This window comes from Litoribacter populi (assembly GCF_007483685.1).
Taxonomy (GTDB): Bacteria; Bacteroidota; Bacteroidia; order Cytophagales; family Cyclobacteriaceae; genus Litoribacter; species Litoribacter populi.
This window is the reverse complement of sequence record NZ_VMKN01000001.1, coordinates 2,242,962-2,260,577: the sequence shown is the minus strand read 5'-3', so window position 1 is coordinate 2,260,577 and position 17,616 is coordinate 2,242,962. Positions and strand designations below refer to the sequence as shown.

Genomic DNA, 17,616 nt, shown 5'->3' with positions numbered 1-17,616 from the left:
TAGGAGTTTCCATGTATTAAAGCATAAACTATAGGCTTTTGTTTAGAAAAATTTGGATTAATCTCCACGAATTCACAAAAAAAAATAAAGCACAGCAGCATACAGTCATGTTAATCCTCTATGAACTCATCTGCAAACTCTGCGAACCACTAAGTCCCTTTTATCCTCCCGAATTCACTTCTTTTGGAAACCCTGTCTAGTCATTTCACCCCAAGTCTTTTTACCTCTCATTTTTTCCCAATACCCAAGTAAGGAGGAGTACACACCCAGTGGATGAAAATAAACAGGTTCAATTATTGCCGCCCCCAGCAATTTTAGGAAGTCCCGCACCTTGGGATATTTGTGATAGGTTAATTCCTCACTGAGCAAACCCAATACAGAAAACATCACCGCAAAAACATATACAAATAGTAACAACAAAAGAAAAAGTTTCCAATTCAAAAGTCCTAAAACAAGAAATACCAACGTGATTACTACTCCAATAAACTCTATTAATGGAGCCAAAAACTCAAAAAAGGTCCAATATGGCACCGATATTATCCCCAAAATCTTATACTTGGGATTCATAAACATTTTTTTATGTATAAATAGTGTCTCAATAGTTCCCCGCATCCAGCGACTCCGCTGCTTTTTAAAAATATTGACACTTTCCGGCGCTTCGGTCCAGCAAAGAGGGTCCGGAATATAAGAAACAGTATATGGGAGCTTGTTTTCCAACATGTACCTTCTCATTCTAACCACCAGTTCCATGTCCTCTCCGACGGTCTTGGTATTATATCCACCCGCCTGAATGGCAATTTCTTTGTCAAATGCTCCAAATGCACCACTGATCAACAATAAACCGTCAAGCCTTTCCCAAGCCATCCTTCCCAATAAAAATGCCCGCAGGTATTCCAAAACCTGAATCCTGGGAAGCATGCGGTCAGGCACATTTACTTCGATCAAGCGCCCATCTTTGATTACACATTGGTTAGCAATACGTACCACTCCACCGGTTGCAATCACCCGTTTACCATCATTTTCCATGAAGGGTTTAGCCAGTTTCAGAAGGGAATCTTTATCTAAAATGCAGTCCACATCAATACAAACGGCATAAGGATTACCGGCAATGTTTAACCCAACATTGAGGGCATCAGCCTTACCACCGTTTTCCTTATCTACTACAATTAGCTTTTTGAAGGCTTGGTTTTTGGATTTATATAAGCCTCTTACTGGTTTGGTGGCCAGCTTTATATCCAATTCCATCTCCACAGGTTCCAAATCATACGTTTTGATAAGGATATCCATGGAATTGTCCTTACTACCATCATTGACCACAATGACTTCGTAATTGTTATAGTTTAGAGAAAGCAGGGATTTTACATTTTCCTCAATGGTCAAGCCCTCATTGTATGCCGGAGCAATCAAAGAAAGTCGGGGCGCGAATTCACTGGACAACAACACTTCATAATTTACAAAGCTGTTTCGGGTGAGATAATCCTTCAATTCTATCACCGACAAATATCCCAGCACCATATAAGATCCCATAATGGTCACAGCATAGAGCAGTATCAAACCGAGGTAAATTTCGATAATCCAACTTAGTTCGAAACCTAAAGTAAAGGTATCCAGCATCAATTTAGATTTTCAAGTTTTTCCATTACCCTACGTGCCTCCGTCTTGATCATAAGGTTTTCTGTTTTGCTATGGAGATTAATTACCGCAGAAGTGTTTTCGGATAGTTTTAGGGCTTGGATAATCTTTAGTCCTAAGCTTACTACCGATTTGTTTGATGAAGTAAGCAATTTGTCTATACCCTTTGTAGTTTCAATATCTCCTTTTTTCAAAGCATGAATGATGGATAACTGCGTCCAGGTGTCAATTAGATTTTTGTGTCTGACCAAATGGCCAAGCCCTTGAGTTCCATTCAATTTGATACATCCTTTGATAGCGGCAATTTTAAGGGGGCGGACCTTGGATTTTGAAAGTTGAACGAAAGTATTAAATGCCTGCCCTACTTCCATTTCAGCCAGCTCCTCTATTCCCTGACAGTTTTTCGCCCAATTTCTGTGTTTGATTTTTTCGAAGGAATCCCGAATCAGGTGAGATTCGGCGTAGAATTTTTCCAATTTTTGGGCATACTGACCCTCATAATTTCTATGTAGGTTAAGCGTTCCTTCCATTAAAGTGTCCCTAAACAGGCGACTGCGAAAAAGTTTCGCTATGGTGGCATCATTTACCATAGTTGCATAGATGCTATCGGAAAACATAACACCCATCAGGATTGCCTCTATTGTCACCTGATATTCTGTAACTAAAGTTTGTCGATGTATCCTTCTATAACGAATCAGGATAAGTGTCAAAAACATCATCACGGAACCTAATACAAATATGGCGATTGAATAAACCAAAAATGATTCCACCCAATTTTTGTCGGCATACAAGTCCCAAAATTTCTCCATCAACCCAATCCTAAATATTCAAGCTTAATTTACCTGTTTCAGTAATTTATTCATTCTTACCAGCAAAACTGCAGGACTTACAGGTTTAGGAATAAATTCATTAGCACCTATATCGAAGGAGTCTAACTCTGTCTGCTCAATATTGGAAGAAGTAAAAATGATAATTGGGGTTTGATGCTTTAATACCGTCCTCACATATTGGGTCATCTCCATACCGTTAATGCCCGGCATATTAATGTCAGTGAGGATAATATCATATTCATGGGTCTTTATCGCCTCCAAAGCATCCTTCCCATTATCAAATTGATCCACCTCAAAGCCTTTAGAGCCTAAAAAGAAGGATAGGGATTTGCGTAGTAGGTCGTTAACTTCAGCGAGTATTATCTTCATTATTCATCATTTTTTGGTACTAAGTACTAAGAGTACCATGTACCAAGTACATCGGAGGACAGACCGTTGAATTTAGCACTTTTAGCCTTGTTTTTTGGTCACTTTTACATCTTTCGTACTTCGTACCTCGTCCTTCGTACTTTTACAAATATTCTTTCTCCAGCAATTCCAACAAACTCTCCTTGGTCTCGATGAATCTTTGCTTAAGTTCCACCAGTCCGTTTTGGACTTCTTGAGAGAGTTCAGTGGCTTCGGATTTCCAGAGTTCGGTAGCTTCTTTTTCCGTTTGGTTCAAAATATAAACACATTTTTCCAAAAGAAACAAGGATGCGCTGGATTTCATTGCATGTGCAAATTCCTTTACTCCTTTAAAATCCCCTTCTTTCACTGCCAATTCCAAAACCTCCATCTCGTTTTCCACCTTCTGGCAAAACATTGTGATGATCTCTTTCTCAAACTCTTTGTTATTATCTGAAAGCTCCTTCAGGTAACTCAAATCTATCTTTGAATCTAACTTGTGTGTAGCGTCCAACTTCTCCCCGTTCAAATTCTCCACTTCCTGCTTTCCTCCATGCTGATCCAAAACCTCCAGGATTTTGGTATATAGTTCTTCTTTTCTGAATGGCTTCGGGACATAGGCATTCATTCCCATGTCGAAACATTTTTGCCTTTCCCCAATAAACGAATGGGCTGTCATCGCCACTATAGGAATGTCGGATTTTAATTCTTTCCTAATATGAACAGTGGCCTGATAACCATCCATAAGTGGCATTTGCAGATCCATCAGAATGAGGTCAAATTGCTTGGTGGAGAACAACTCTATTCCTTCCCTTCCATTATGAGCTATATCCAGATCAAATCCAAAACCTTCAATAACTTTTCTCACCAATCGCTGATTGATTACATTATCCTCGCATAATAAAATTGAGACTTTTTGAGAAACCTCAGGAAGTTCAACTATTTTTTCTTTTCCGATAGTTAAATCATTGGATTTCTGATAAGTAAGAGAAAAATAGAATTCCGATCCAAATTCCAGTTTACTTTTCACCTCCAATTTTCCATCCTGCAATTCTATAAGTTGCTTGGCTATGTTAAGACCCAATCCTGTACCCCCAAAGTTGCGGGAAGTACTTTCTTCTCCTTGGGAAAAACGCTCAAAAATACTTTCCAATTTACTTTCCGGAATTCCTATACCGGTATCTTTTATGGTAAACTTCAAAGTGATTTTATTATCGTCTTCCTTTAGCTTCTTTACTAAAATATTGACTTCACCTTCAGACGTAAATTTGATGGCATTTCCGGCCAGGTTCATTATTACCTGATTAAGTCTACCCTTGTCCCCGATGATCATTTCAGGAAGTCCAGCATCTAAGAAAAGGTTAAATTCTAACAGCTTTTCATCTGCTCTAATTTTTAGAAGCTCATAAATATGCTTCAGGTCCTCTTTAATTTTGAATGGCTGCGGATCAATTACCAACTTGCCTGATTCAATTTTGGAAAGATCCAGTATGTCATTAATAATCAACATCAGGTTTTCTCCGGCCATTTTAACATGACTCACATACTCCTCCTGAGACTGACTGAGCGGTGTCTCTGATAATAGGTCAGTAAACCCAATGATGGCATTCATAGGGGTGCGAATTTCATGACTCATGTTAGCCAAAAAGTTAGCCTTCATGGCTACTGCCTGTTCAGCAAGCAATTTTGCCTCGATGAGTTTGGATTCAGCTTTTTTCTTTGAGGAATAATCTTCCGCTACACTTAAATACCCCTGAACTTGTCCCTCTTCGTCATTGATGCAAGTAATAGTTTGCCATACGGGGATACGTTTGCCAGATTTGGTGATGAAAGTCCATTCCCGAGAATCAGCTGAATTTTCCCTCTGGGCTTTTCCTACCAGCACTTCAATTTCACTGGACAATTCATTGCCCCACTCCATTTCGAGTTCTGCCTTCCTGCTTTGTAACTCCAGCGGATCATGAAATATTAAAGGCGATTTTACCTTGACCAGTTCATTTTCCTGATAGCCCAACAGTTGAAGCCCAGCCTTATTGATCCTTCGGATATAACCTTTGGTATCGGTGAAAATAATACTATAACTTGCACCATTAAAGATAGAACGCTGAGTTTTAATAAGATTGAGGATCCTTTGCTTTCTCTGCTTTTCTTCAGTAATGTTCCGCTTTATGGACACAAATTTATAAGGCTTTCCCTGGGGATTGAGAAATGGAACTACAACTATATCTTCCCAGTAATAGGTCCCATCCTTAGCCTTATTCTTAATCTCATTTTTAAAAACCTTGCCTGATAAAAGAGTTTTCCAGAGGTTTTCAAAAAAATCTTTGCTGTGAAAACCGGAATCAATGATTTTATGGGTCTGCCCTAGCAATTCCTCTCTTCTATATTGAGAGATGGCACAAAACTTATCGTTGACGTAAGAAATCACCCCAGTCTCATCTGTGATTGAGACAATAGAGGTTTCGTCAATAGCCATTTTGTAATAATCAAGTTCCTTGGCGATGCCGTCCAAGGCTTTTTCTGCGAGCCTACCAACTTCCCCTTTAAGTTTCTTGTTTTTCCTCTTCAGCTCCAAATGGGCCATAATATGGTTGGCCAAGGTTGCTAGAGCTGACTTTTGGTTTTCATTCAGCTCTTTTGGTTTGCTATCAACCACGCATAAGGTACCTATATGATGACCACTTGGGGTGGTAAGCGGCGTGCCTGCGTAAAAACGAACCAATCCCTCTCTTACTGACGGATTGTTTTTTAGGGTTGAATGTTCCGCAGCATCGGGCACATAGGTAAGGCCATCATCCATTATAGTATATTGGCAAAAAGTCAGGGGACGAGGGGATTCAGCAACACCATCCATTCCAACATTGGCTTTGAACCACTGCCGCTCCTCGTCAATAAAGGAAATAAGTGCAATGGGTACTTCGCAGATATAGGAGGCAAGTTTGGCTATACTGTCAAATGTCTCTTCTTCTGAGGTATCCATGATCTTGTATTCGCGTAAAGCTTGGAGTCTTTCCTGCTCGTTTGCTGGAATGGGTGGGTTGGATGCTGACATGCTACTGGTAGTATGAAAAAAAGTCCCTTAGGACTTTTTATTGTATTTTTCGTAATTCTCTTTTGATTCAAAATAGAGCACTCCTCCATAAGGGTGGCCTGGCTCCAAAGTGATAAAAGCTTTAGACTTGTCCACTTCCTTACCTGTCAAAGGATCCTTGGCATATCTTACACTACGGTCATTTTGGATTGTATTTACGCACATTTCACAGCAGCCATAGTACATCTTGTCGCCAAATTCGACCGGAAACTGTTTTTTGCCCATAAAGGCATTGTTAACCATACAAACCAGCTCTTTCTCAAGACCGTCCTCATGCATTTCGGCTTCAAATGTTTCCAAATTTGAGGCTACAGGTGTAGTCTGAGGTTCGTGGTGATTAAAAACTTCACCGTTTTCCCCTGTAGTTACAGCATCCACTTGTTGGCTGGAGTTTTGGGAACAAGAAAACAAAAAGACAAAACATAAAACCGGAAGTACAAATAAGATTCTTTTCATTACTATAATGGGGTTATTTCGTTTGAGATTGAGAATTCAACATCCGCTACTATACACGATTGTCTATCCAAGTAGTTCCATGATTGTCTGTTTCTTGCCACGAAAATATGACAGTAGGATGATAATTGAAAGTAAATAGATGTTAACTAACCTATAATTGTGAGCATTTTCAGTTAATAACGTCCTGATTCCTCATTTCCTGTTATTTGAACTTGATTTTCAGCTTCTTTCCGGCTGATGCCCTGAGTGAAAATTCTCCAGACTAGATTTTTATTTTTAAGCTACCGGCACTTGGGTTCTGTTCAAAGCTCCTGCAAGATAAGCCATTGGCAGGTAGGCTAGAAAGAGATCAGCAAGAATAAACCACATAGGTGCGGGAATCAATATTGCACTCATTATTCCTCCCAGCAGAAAAAAGCATCCCACAAATATGGCCATTTTCTGTTTATGACTGACGGCAATATAGGCTGCTATAAATGCCCCTACAAAAGTCCCTAGGGCATGAGCTAGAAAAGGCATAAAGAAATGTCTAGCCTCAAAAAGGTGTATGGATGCCTGAAGTCCTTCCTTGGTGGTCACATCAGCACCTTCAGGGGGTGGAATGACTTGTCCGCTAATCATAATGATCCCCATATTGACCAAACTGCCTATTACGATACCTGCAATTAGCCCTATTACATTTCTTAATGTACTACTCATATCAATTGTATTAAGTAAAAACAATCAAATTTTGACTAAATATAAACCTTTTCAGTTAAAATCTTGGTAAGCTTAGGTTCTCATAACTGCTTAGCCAAATAAAAAGCCCGAGGACAGCATCCTCAGGCTTTTTGGCTAATAGGTTTAATAGGTATAGTTTATTATTCTGCTTTCGACATAGGGCTTAATCCTTCTGAAACACTCTCACATAGTCCACAACCAATTGCTGCGGAAATATGGTCGAGTCGTCTGGACTCCCAGGCCAGTTGCCTCCAATGGCCAAGTTGATGAGAATGAATTGCGGATCTCTGAACTCATCCATGTGGTCTGGAGTGATATCAATGGTATGATATTCCTCCCCGTCCAAGAGCCAAGTGATCTTTTTTTCATCCCAGATAATGGAAAATACATGGAAATTATCATTCAGAACCCCTTCCGGCAGACTTTTCTTTCCCCCTGCAGTCGCATAGGTTCCATTGTTTGACCAATGCAAGGTACCATGGGTAGTGTTGTCTCTGCCATTGGCATTTCCACCCACCATTTCCATAATGTCAATTTCACCACAGGCGGGCCAGCCGATCTCCGTGATACTTTCTCCAAGCATCCAGAAGGCAGGCCAAATACCTTGACCTTTTGGCAAAACAGCACGGAAATCAATTCTTCCAAAAGTAAAGGATTGCTTGCCTTGCGTCTTCATTCTAGTGGACGTGTAATTCTTGCCACCAAAATTCTCCTCCTTGGCTGTAATGATGAGCATACCATCTTTTACTTCCGCATTTTCACGTCGATAAAACTGCAACTCATTGTTACCCCAGCCACAAAGGGAAGGGCAACCATCCCCAGTTTCAAAGGTCCAGTCTGGGGAGATTGCTTCCTTAAATTCATCACTCCAAACCAAAGTATATCCCTCATATGCCTCTGGGCTTTCATATCCCTCAGTCGGAATTCCCAGCCCAAGAGCCTGTTCGGTGATTTCGATTTGAGTATCTTCAGTTATGAAGTCATCCTCAGTGGTATGCGCTTGTACTGTGATAGTGTAATTACCAGGCGATCTATAGCTGTGGGTAGCCTCACGTCCTTCAGCACGCTGCATATCAGCTTTGGCTTCCCCAAAATCGATTCTAAAGAAATTGACGTCTCTGGCAGAGAAAACGGCTTTCACTTTCCCGTTACCCAACTCCTCCACCTGGACTGTCAGGTCGGATGGAAGGGTAACCCCTTCATCCGATTCCTGTTGTTGACAGCCATTTACCCCAGTAAGGAGTAGAAATACTATTATAATTAACTTCATTCGTTCTCTCATTCTTTAAAATTACTCTGCTGGTACTAATACAAATGACCAGAATATTCCTCCTTCTCCTGAGATATCAATGGTAATTGTCATCTCCTCAGACTCTTCTTGGTAATCTATAATCGTATAAGTTACTGATTGGTTAGCAGTAGGAGGACCTGTTTCGTACTCCCCTCCGTTAAATGCTTTAGGCAAGGCTATAAATGCACCTGTTCCGGTTACAGTAATGGTTGGGTTGCTCTCAGGAGTGCCTTGCTGGAAGGCAAACTCGTGGACACCTGGACCCCAAGCCTCACCTGGAGTTCCCTGCAGATTGTCCACACTTTGACATCCGTCATCTACTCCCATATAGGCCTCACCGTAAATATCTCCCTGAGGATCATACTCGTAGTAACCACCCTCTCCGAAAATGAATAGGTCGTTGAACAAGCATTCACGCTCACTTGAAATATCTGCACCACCAGGATACCACTCATCACTGCCTGGATTTGGACCTACGCCGAAGGCTCCGGCAGCTGGCTTAAGCTTCCAGGCTTTTTGACCGCTTCCGATCAAATCACCCAAAGTAATCGCAACATCTCCCAAATCTGGTTCTGGCTCAGGCTCTGGTTCAGCCCCGCTATCGTAACCTTCAGGGACAAGCCTGATATACCAAGCAAGCCCATTATCGGCCTGGTCAACAAACCTTAGGGACAACTCATTTTCCTCAATATTCACGATCTGGTAAGTTCGCCCACCGGCATAGTAACCTATGAAACCACCATTTGAGATTGTCAATTCAGGATAGGAACCTTCTGGCTCGGCCATGGACCATGATAGACCATCTGGAGCCGTATATGGTGCGGTATAATCACCAACCTCAGAAGCAAATGAACCTGGGAATTCACCAGCTTGAGCGGCGTTGATATACACATTCCCATTTGTTTCCATCACATACCTGAAATCCGCCAAGAAGAAAGTGTATTTGTCATCATACATTCCACCACCTTCTTTTTCAAAAGGTCCAGCCTGATACCACTCAGGAATATCACCCGCACCTGAAGATGGGTTCGGACCTACACCAAAGTGGCCAGACCTTGCAGCATCTATTACCCAAGTCTTCCCCTCAGGGGCATCAACGCCACCAGTTAGCATGTTGTAAAGCGGCTTGTCAAGCAAAAGCGGATCTGTGTTTTCAATCACCACATCTTGGCTGAAGGTAGCACTCCCTCCTTTGTTGAACACAGTCAAAGTAACCGTATAAGTACCCGCCATCGGATAAGTTGCCGTAACATTTCTTCCAGAGGATTGAGCTCCATTGCCAAAATCCCAGTTCATCATGAAAAACTCCTTTGAAGCAGAGAATTGGATGATGTTGTCATTTTCCTCTGTAGACTGAAAGGAAAATTGCGCATCTTCCTCGGTAGGCGGATTTGCCTCCAAGGTATAATCTTCCACGCAGGCTGCCAATGCAATGAAAGGCAACAGGAGAAGCAGATATTTAAAATATTTCTTAATCATTTTTCAGAAAATTAATAGTTAGGATTTTGCTGCCAGTTGCCTCCTGCAAGGTCGATTTCCACCTGAGGGATCGGGAATAGCTCATGCTTGCCTGGGACAAAGCCTTGAATAACATCAGATGCTCTACCAGTTCTTACCAAGTCGAAGAATCGGTAACCTTCACCAGAAAGCTCCAATCGTCTTTCTCTATAGATGTCTTGCAGTAGCTGGTTGCCTGAGCTAGTTATGGCCGGCATGTCAACACGCTGTCTGACTTTGTTAAGCTCGGTTCTGGCTCTTTCGTCATTTCCACTTTGCTGGAAAGCCTCAGCCGCCATCAACAACACATCAGCATAACGGATCACTCTGTAATTCAACGGGCTGGTCAAGTCATCATCAGGAAGACCTCTTTCGTCAAGTCTTTTGATATACTTGTTGTTGAAATAGCCAGTATGTCCACCTGCACCGACAGCATAGGAAATCTCGCCAGCATTTGGTTGGGATGAGATAAAGGCATCAATGTCCAAAATAGTACCTTCTCTCCTAGGATCATTTTCGCTGAAGAAATCGTAAAGATCTTGGGTTGGAAGGTTGTAGCTGTTTCCATCCCCGTAGAAAGGACCAGTGTACTGTCTTACGCCATGAAAACCTACAGCAGGATTGCCTTGAAGACATACGAAGCATCCGTAATCCCCACCTTGTTGGCCAGAATACTGCACAGTAAACACATCCTCACTGTTGTTTTCGTTGATCACATAAAACAGAGTTTCAAAGTCAGGGAAAAGGTCGTAACCCGCCTGGTTTTGACTGATGATTCTATCCAAAGTTTGGGCAGCCTCACTGAACTTGTTTTGGTACAATTGTACCTTCCCTAAAAGAGCAATAGCAGCACCTTTGGTAATTCTACCAATTTCAGCTTGCTGATCAGGTAACACATTGATTGCATCGTTGAGATCTGCTTCCACCTGTGCATAGACTTGTGAACGAGGAGTTCTTTCACTTGCAGAAACTTCAGAAAGTGAAAGTCTTCTGTCCACAATCAATGGTACATCGCCGAAATAAGTTGTCAGCACAAAATGATAATACGCCCTGAGGAATTTGGCCTCAGCTAGGATTTGGTCCTTACCTTCGAAATCGATTTTATCCTTATGCTCAAAGATGTAATTAGCCCTGGCAATACCGGTGTAGTTCCATCTCATGATGTCCCTCAACTCAGTGTTTACGCCCCCATGGGTCATGTTGTCGATTTCGTGAAGTCCCCGACTATCATTCACACTTTCACCTCCAGCAATGGAATTGTCAGAAGCAATTTCCCCAATCCAAATATGCAGGTAGCTAGTTTGAAGTAGGTCATAAACCCCCACCAAAGCCCTTTCGTAATCCTCGGGCGTATCAAAGAAGTTTTCGGCATCCTGAGTATATTCCGGCTCAATGTCCAGAAGGTAATCACAAGAAGTGACCATAATCCCCATTGCCAATATTATGGATAAATATATTTTTCTCATCTCAATTAGAATTTAATGTTTAGACCTCCCATTACTGTTCTGGCTTGCGGATAAATACCGTTGTCAACACCAGCAAAAAGCGGGTTGCCAGCTCCCACATCCGGGTCAAAGCCCATGTAGCGAGTAAGAGTAAACAGGTTGTTGGCAGCTACATAGAATCTTAAGGATGAGATTTTCAGGTTTTCGGTTACTGTTCTAGGAAGTGTGTAACCCAAGGTCACGTTTCTTAATCTTACGAAAGAACCATCTTCCACATAAAAATCAGAGAACACTGTGTTTCTGGTCTGTCCAGTAGTTAATCTAGGATAGGTGTCAGTAGTACCCGGACCAGTCCATCTTTCTAAATTGTAAGAAAGCATGTTGGCATAAGGCTGCTGACGCTCATAGTTTCTGATGATGTCCTGTCCAAGTGCTGCATAAACATTGGCAGAAAGATCAAAGCCCTTGAAATCCATTGCCATATTGAAGCCCATGATCACATTAGGAATTGGTGAACCGATCATGGTTCTGTCGGAATCATCCCCGAAATTGATTTGACCATCTCCGTTTTGGTCGACGAATCTAAGATCACCTGGTCGAGCTCCGGGTTGGGCAACGGAACTAGAAGCAATTTCCTCTTCTGATTGCCAGATACCGTCGGTCTGGTATCCTACGAAGTAACCGATTGGATAACCAACCTCAAATCGGGTAGCTACACTCCCGCCCACTCCAAATGGAGCACCTGGAATAAAGTCTAAACCTGTAGGCACGCTTGTTACTTTGTTATCAAGGAAAGTCACGTTGTAATCCAACCTGATGTTAAGACCGGATGCTCTTCTCAGGTCATATCCTAGCTCCAATTCGATCCCTCTGTTTCTAACATTACCGGCATTGATCACAGGTGGGAACCCACCGGCACCATAAGAGCCAAGCAAGGCAGATACTTCAGGCTGGAACAAAAGGTCTCTGGTATTTTTGATGAAGTAGTTTGCGGTGAAATCTATCCCACCGAAGAAGGTTGCATCTACACCAAAGTTTGTCTGTTCGGTGGTTTCCCACTTCAAATCAGGATTGCTTGTAGTACCGATAGCGGCACCGTTGACAATAAGATCATTGAAAACATAACTCGCTTGACCATTCAATAGGCCTCTATAGCGGAACAGCCCAATCTGATCATTTCCTGAAAGTCCATAACTGGCTCTAAACTTCAAGAAATCGATAGCACCTGACCCAAAAAAGTCTTCTTCAGAGATTATCCAAGCAGTAGAGATGGATGGGAAATAACCGATTCTGTTGTTGGCTCCAAAGTTTGAAGAACCATCTCTTCTTACGATTCCAGAAATAAAATATCTTTGCTTGTAATCATATTCAGCTCTGGCAAATACTGAAGTTAATCTTTGTCTGGTTTGGAATGAACCTACGTTGTTCAAAAATCCTCCAGCAGCTTGGTTTGCTGAAATGTCAGCCAAGGCAGGATCGTTGTTTGGTATATTGAAACCAACACCACTTAGCCCCATACTGCGATTACCTATATAGGAAACCCCCGCTGTACCTCTTACTCTATGATCCTCGTCGAAGGTCTCAGCGTAATTCAAAAATGCCTCAAGATTGTAATCAAAGAATGTGTTTCTGGCCTCAGACACGTTTGCACCTCTTTCGATTTCCAATTCACCGATATTCAGAATAACCGGATCCAAATTGGCATTTCGAGCTGTGTTAGGAGCTTTACCTGTACCGTACCAAACCAATGGATTGAAGTTTTTGGTATCTACTAAAGCGTAGTTATAACCTGCTCTACCTACAGCTGTAAACTTGTCGTTGATCTCATAGGAGATTTCCTCCTTACCCACAATTTTGTTTACCCAAGCATCATTGTAGGTATTAGCCATCTGAGCTAATGGGTTGATGATGTCGTTTACATTGTCAAGATATGAGTATCTCCCATCAATCCTAAGAGGCTCGGTTGGATAGGCATTGACCGTATTGTAAAGGACCGAGCCTATACCTCCTTGCGGAATGGTGGAACTTTGCTCATGCGTGTAAAGCAATACGTTGGTAAGCCTCACTCTAGGCGCTAGTTCAGTAGTGAAGTTGATTCTGGCATTGTATCTTTCAAAATTGGCTTTTGGACCACCCACAATACCTTCTTGAGCAAAATAAGATCCTCCTATTGAATAGCTTGACTTAGCTGTACCACCTGTCACAGACATGTTATATTCCTGAATTGGCGCTTCAGCAAATACGGCGTTTTGCCAATCAGTACCCAATCCTAAATTGGTATTCCCAAAAGGAAGTGGTTGACCACCTGCTGCAAATGCCTCATTTTTGAGTATGGCATACTCTCTGGAATTCAACAAATCGAGTTGGCGTGCTGTAGATTGCACACCGTAATAGGCACCTACATTGAAGGATGGCTTGGAGTTAACTGCTCCTTTTTTGGTTTCAATCAAGATCACACCGTTGGCAGCTCGTACTCCATATATACCGGCAGTACCATCCTTAAGAACGTTTACTGACTCAATATCATTTGGGTTCAAAGCGTTCAAGCCCTCTGCGTCATAAATTACCCCGTCGACAAGGATCAAGGGGTTGTTTTGACCTGATGTACTGACACCCCTTATACGTATGTTTGAGGTTCCCCCTGGAGCACCAGAGTTAGTGGAAATATTCACTCCGGCGATTTTACCCTGAAGGGCTTGATCCACACGTGGCATGTTCATTTTCTCAATACTTTCCCCTCTTACCTGGGAAGTTGCTCCTGTAAGTTCTTTTTTCTTGGCCGTACCGTACCCCACTACGACCACCTCATCAAGAGAAGAAACATCAGAATCCATTTCCACATCTATAGTAGTGGAAGAACCAACCGTTCTGGTAACGGTGGTAAAGCCGATAAAGCTAAACCTCAATTGATCTCCTTGGGAAGCATTTATATTATACCTTCCGTCAAGATCAGTGACCGTACCAACGGTGCTGTTTACTTTTAAGACACTCACGCCCGGGAGCGGTTCCCCGGTTTCGTCAGTGACTGTGCCAGATATTGCAATCGTTTGCGCCCAAAGGCTACAATTGATGCACATGGCAAGACAAAACCATAAAATTTTTTTCATGCGGTAAATTTTGGATTTATGAAATAATCCCCGAAATCAAATCATTTACCGCCCCACCGCAAAAAAAACAGTTACAACAATACTACATCAACCCCTCTTTTTCCTTTTCACAAAAACACATCATTTTGTCCTAAAATCCAGCTTAAATTAATTTATTGGCTCTTTTTCAGTTTAATAGAGACCCTAACTTTACAGCTCATATCACTACATCATGAAAAAATTACTACTTTAGTCCTCTTAATCCGCCAAAATGAAGTATTCGTTAATTCTATTCCTTTTCTTAACATTAAATTTTTCTGCCTCAGCCCAAAATCTGGGTCTCCCCTTCTCTAAATATTACTCAAGCGAAGAGTACCAAGGGGGCATTCAAAATTTTTCCATTGCCCAGAGTGAAACAGGACTTATCTATGTGGCAAATAACTTTGGACTCCTAGAATATGATGGTACCACCTGGAGGCGGTACTCCTTGCCCAACAGTACCAAAGTAAGAGATGTTGTTATTGATGATTCAGGAAAAATTTTGACGAGTGGCCAGGCGGATTTTGGCTATTTTTCTCCAGACCGAAAGGGTAATCTGGAATTCTTTTCCTTGATAGAAAAGATTCCTTCTAAGCTTCAAAATGTCAATGAGGTCTGGAAAATCTTCAAAGTCCACGATCGCATCTACTTTTGTACAGTGGAACACATCTTTATTTTCAACCATAACTTTGATTATATAGGAAACATTGAAAGTGATGGTGCCTTTGAAAGCTATCACATCACTGGAAATCAAATCTATATAAATGATTCCTATAAAGGAATTCATGTTATTGGAAAAGATAATTTAATACCCATGCCGAATGGTCAGAAACTTGCAGGATCCATTCTCTCAGGAGTCATTTCCCTTTCCCAAGACCAGCGACTGGTTTTCACTAGAGATGAGGGGATTTATTTACACACTGCCTCCAGTCTCAAAAAATGGAAATATCAATTACCGAGAAACTCTAAAATCAACAAGGTTTTTCGACTGAAGGAAGGAAGCATCGCTGTCGGCACACAAAATGACGGCATGTATCTCATCCATGAACTGGAAGGCATCACCCAGCACCTTCATAAAGGTAACGGAATACAGAACAACACAATCCTCTCCTTTTTCGAAGACATAGGTGGCAACTTGTGGATGGGTCATAATAATGGTATTACCCTACTCGAATTGAACCTGCCTTTCAGGAAAATAGACCAGTTTTCAGGCTTAGAGGGGACGGGTTACGATGCGCATATGGCACAGGGAAAATTGTATTACGGCACCAATGATGGCGTTTATATGCAAAGCTTGGAAAAGCCTCAAGGTAATGTCACTGCCCTTCCCAAAACCGATGGGCAGGTTTATTGGATTTCAGACCATCAGGGTGAGTTGCTGGTAGGGCATAACGATGGAGCATTAATTTATAAAGGTGACCAATTATCCAAAATCCAAGAAACAAGTGGTATTTGGAATTTTCAACCTTTGAAAAACCATCCCAATCTGGTTCTAAGCGGAGGTTACAACGGGTTATTTCTTTTTGAAGAGCACAATGGAGAACTCAAGTTTAAAAAGAAGCTGGGGGAGTTCAGTGAAAGTTCCAGAATTGTGGAGCAGGATGAAGATGGGACTATTTGGATGGCACATGGTTATAAAGGTGTATACAAGTTGCAGTTGGATGAAAATCTGGATAATTTGACCGTTCAACATTTTGGCCAAGAGCAGGGATTGCCCTCAAATCTGCTCAACGGTGTGTGGAAAATCAACAATCGCATCGTATTCACAACCGAAAACGGGATCTATACATTTAACTCTTCTAGCGAAAGTTTCGAAAAAGACGGAATGTTCAGCGCCTATTTTGATGAAGGCACAGTAATCACCAGCATGGCTGAAGACCCTTTGGGCAATATTTTTTATATAGCCAGTCAGGAAGTGGGGGTTTTGGAAAAGCAGATAAACGGCGGATATCTAAAAAATCATCAGGTCTTCAACAAAATCAAACCCTTACTAAATGACGACCTACAGAACCTAGCACTCATTCAATCGAATGAAGTGCTCTTTGCTGCCAAGGAAGGGTTTATTTGGTACAGGCTAGACCAAAACAAACCTGCTTCCCCAGCCTACCCGACTTTGATCCGGTCGATTTATCTCACTAACCCTGTCGATTCGCTAATTTTCAACGGCAATTATGGAACGGTAGAAAATGAGACCATCATTTCCTACCCATATGAAAATGGCAACATTAGATTTGAGTTCAGTAATCCAGTACCAAACCAAGAAAATTCCACACAGTTCCAGGTTTGGCTGGAAGGGCTCGAAAATGAATACGGAGAATGGTCACCCAGACGGGATCGCTCCTACACCAACCTAAAGGAAGGGGATTATATCTTTCATGTTAGAAGCAAGAATCTGTACGGAGAGCTTGGCGAGGAAGCTAGATTTGCTTTTACCATTCTACCGCCCTGGTACCGCTCCTCATGGGCTTATATCCTTTACGGGTTGATAGCAATTTCTGGAATCTACTCATCCTATCAATGGATCGAAAAGCGCAATAAACTCAAAACAGCCAAAATAACTTCCGTTCAAAGACAGGCTTTGAAGCAAAAGGAAATGGCCCTTAAGGACTCTCAAGCCGAAATCGAAAGGCTCCAAACCGAAAAGCTTGAAAACCAGATTCAAAGCAAAAACAAGGAGCTAGCCTCAGCCACTATGCACCTAATCAACAAAAACGGTTTTATCAACCATTTAAAAACTGGAGTGACTTCTGTAATCAAGAAAACCAAAAACCAGGAGGTAAAGCACGAGTTGGAAAAAGTGGTCCAAAGCATAGAAAAGAACATCGCAGCTGATGCGGACTGGGAGCAGTTTGAGATTCATTTTGATCAGGTTCATGGTGATTTCTTGCAGCGTTTTAAAAAAAGGTATGAAAATCTCAGCCCTCAGGAAATCAAACTTAGCGCCTACTTGAGGATGAACCTTTCCTCCAAGGAGATTGCCAACTTGATGAACATTTCTACCAGAGGAATTGAGATTGCCCGCTATAGATTGAGGAAAAAGCTGCAATTGGAAAGGTCAGAAAACCTACAAGAATTCATTCTCAAGTTTTGAGTTTAGGTGGTATGGTGAAAAAGATAGTCGGAATTATTAACTTGCCACTTC

General features: G+C 41.8%; 11 protein-coding genes. 1 reads left to right on the top strand and 10 read right to left on the bottom strand.

Annotated features, from left to right (window positions below):
• Positions 1–174 precede the first annotated feature (174 nt).
• The 10 genes from FPL27_RS09835 to FPL27_RS09790 all read right to left on the bottom strand — a co-directional run bounded on the left by FPL27_RS09835 (position 175) and on the right by FPL27_RS09790 (position 14,456).
• Positions 175–1,614, bottom strand: a complete 1,440-nt coding sequence (locus tag FPL27_RS09835; RefSeq protein WP_221936591.1) for a glycosyltransferase family 2 protein — start codon at positions 1,612–1,614, stop codon at positions 175–177.
• Complete coding sequence (locus tag FPL27_RS09830; protein ID WP_143960933.1) at positions 1,614–2,441, bottom strand: hypothetical protein; 828 nt, start codon at positions 2,439–2,441, stop codon at positions 1,614–1,616. Before FPL27_RS09830 ends, FPL27_RS09835 begins: the two co-directional genes overlap by 1 nt.
• Positions 2,442–2,465: 24 nt before the next feature.
• Positions 2,466–2,831 (bottom strand): response regulator transcription factor, encoded by a 366-nt coding sequence (locus FPL27_RS09825; protein WP_143960932.1) that lies wholly within the window; start codon positions 2,829–2,831, stop codon positions 2,466–2,468.
• 142 nt (positions 2,832–2,973) lie between these two features.
• Positions 2,974–5,901, bottom strand: a complete 2,928-nt coding sequence (locus FPL27_RS09820) for a PAS domain S-box protein (protein WP_143960931.1) — start codon at positions 5,899–5,901, stop codon at positions 2,974–2,976.
• A 27-nt stretch (positions 5,902–5,928) separates the two neighbouring features.
• Positions 5,929–6,396 (bottom strand): hypothetical protein, encoded by a 468-nt coding sequence (locus FPL27_RS09815; protein WP_143960930.1) that lies wholly within the window; start codon positions 6,394–6,396, stop codon positions 5,929–5,931.
• A gap of 276 nt (positions 6,397–6,672) precedes the next feature.
• A complete protein-coding gene (locus FPL27_RS09810) occupies positions 6,673–7,095 on the bottom strand; it encodes a hypothetical protein (protein WP_143960929.1) in 423 nt (140 codons plus the stop codon).
• 184 nt (positions 7,096–7,279) lie between these two features.
• Positions 7,280–8,386: a family 16 glycosylhydrolase gene (locus FPL27_RS09805; protein WP_235893410.1), complete on the bottom strand. Its 1,107-nt coding sequence runs from the start codon at positions 8,384–8,386 to the stop codon at positions 7,280–7,282.
• Between the two features lie 21 nt (positions 8,387–8,407).
• Positions 8,408–9,886, bottom strand: a complete 1,479-nt coding sequence (locus FPL27_RS09800) for a PKD domain-containing protein (protein WP_235893409.1) — start codon at positions 9,884–9,886, stop codon at positions 8,408–8,410.
• A gap of 11 nt (positions 9,887–9,897) precedes the next feature.
• On the bottom strand, positions 9,898–11,370 hold the full coding sequence (locus FPL27_RS09795) for a RagB/SusD family nutrient uptake outer membrane protein (protein ID WP_143960927.1): 1,473 nt from the start codon (positions 11,368–11,370) through the stop codon (positions 9,898–9,900).
• Positions 11,371–11,375: 5 nt separating this feature from the next.
• Positions 11,376–14,456: a SusC/RagA family TonB-linked outer membrane protein gene (locus FPL27_RS09790; RefSeq protein WP_143960926.1), complete on the bottom strand. Its 3,081-nt coding sequence runs from the start codon at positions 14,454–14,456 to the stop codon at positions 11,376–11,378.
• A 250-nt stretch (positions 14,457–14,706) separates the two neighbouring features.
• On the opposite strand from FPL27_RS09790, the gene FPL27_RS09785 reads away from it, so the two are divergent.
• Positions 14,707–17,565 carry a triple tyrosine motif-containing protein gene (locus tag FPL27_RS09785; protein WP_143960925.1) on the top strand — a complete coding sequence of 953 codons (2,859 nt, stop codon included), beginning with the start codon at positions 14,707–14,709 and terminating at the stop codon, positions 17,563–17,565.
• The last annotated feature ends 51 nt before the right edge of the window (positions 17,566–17,616 follow it).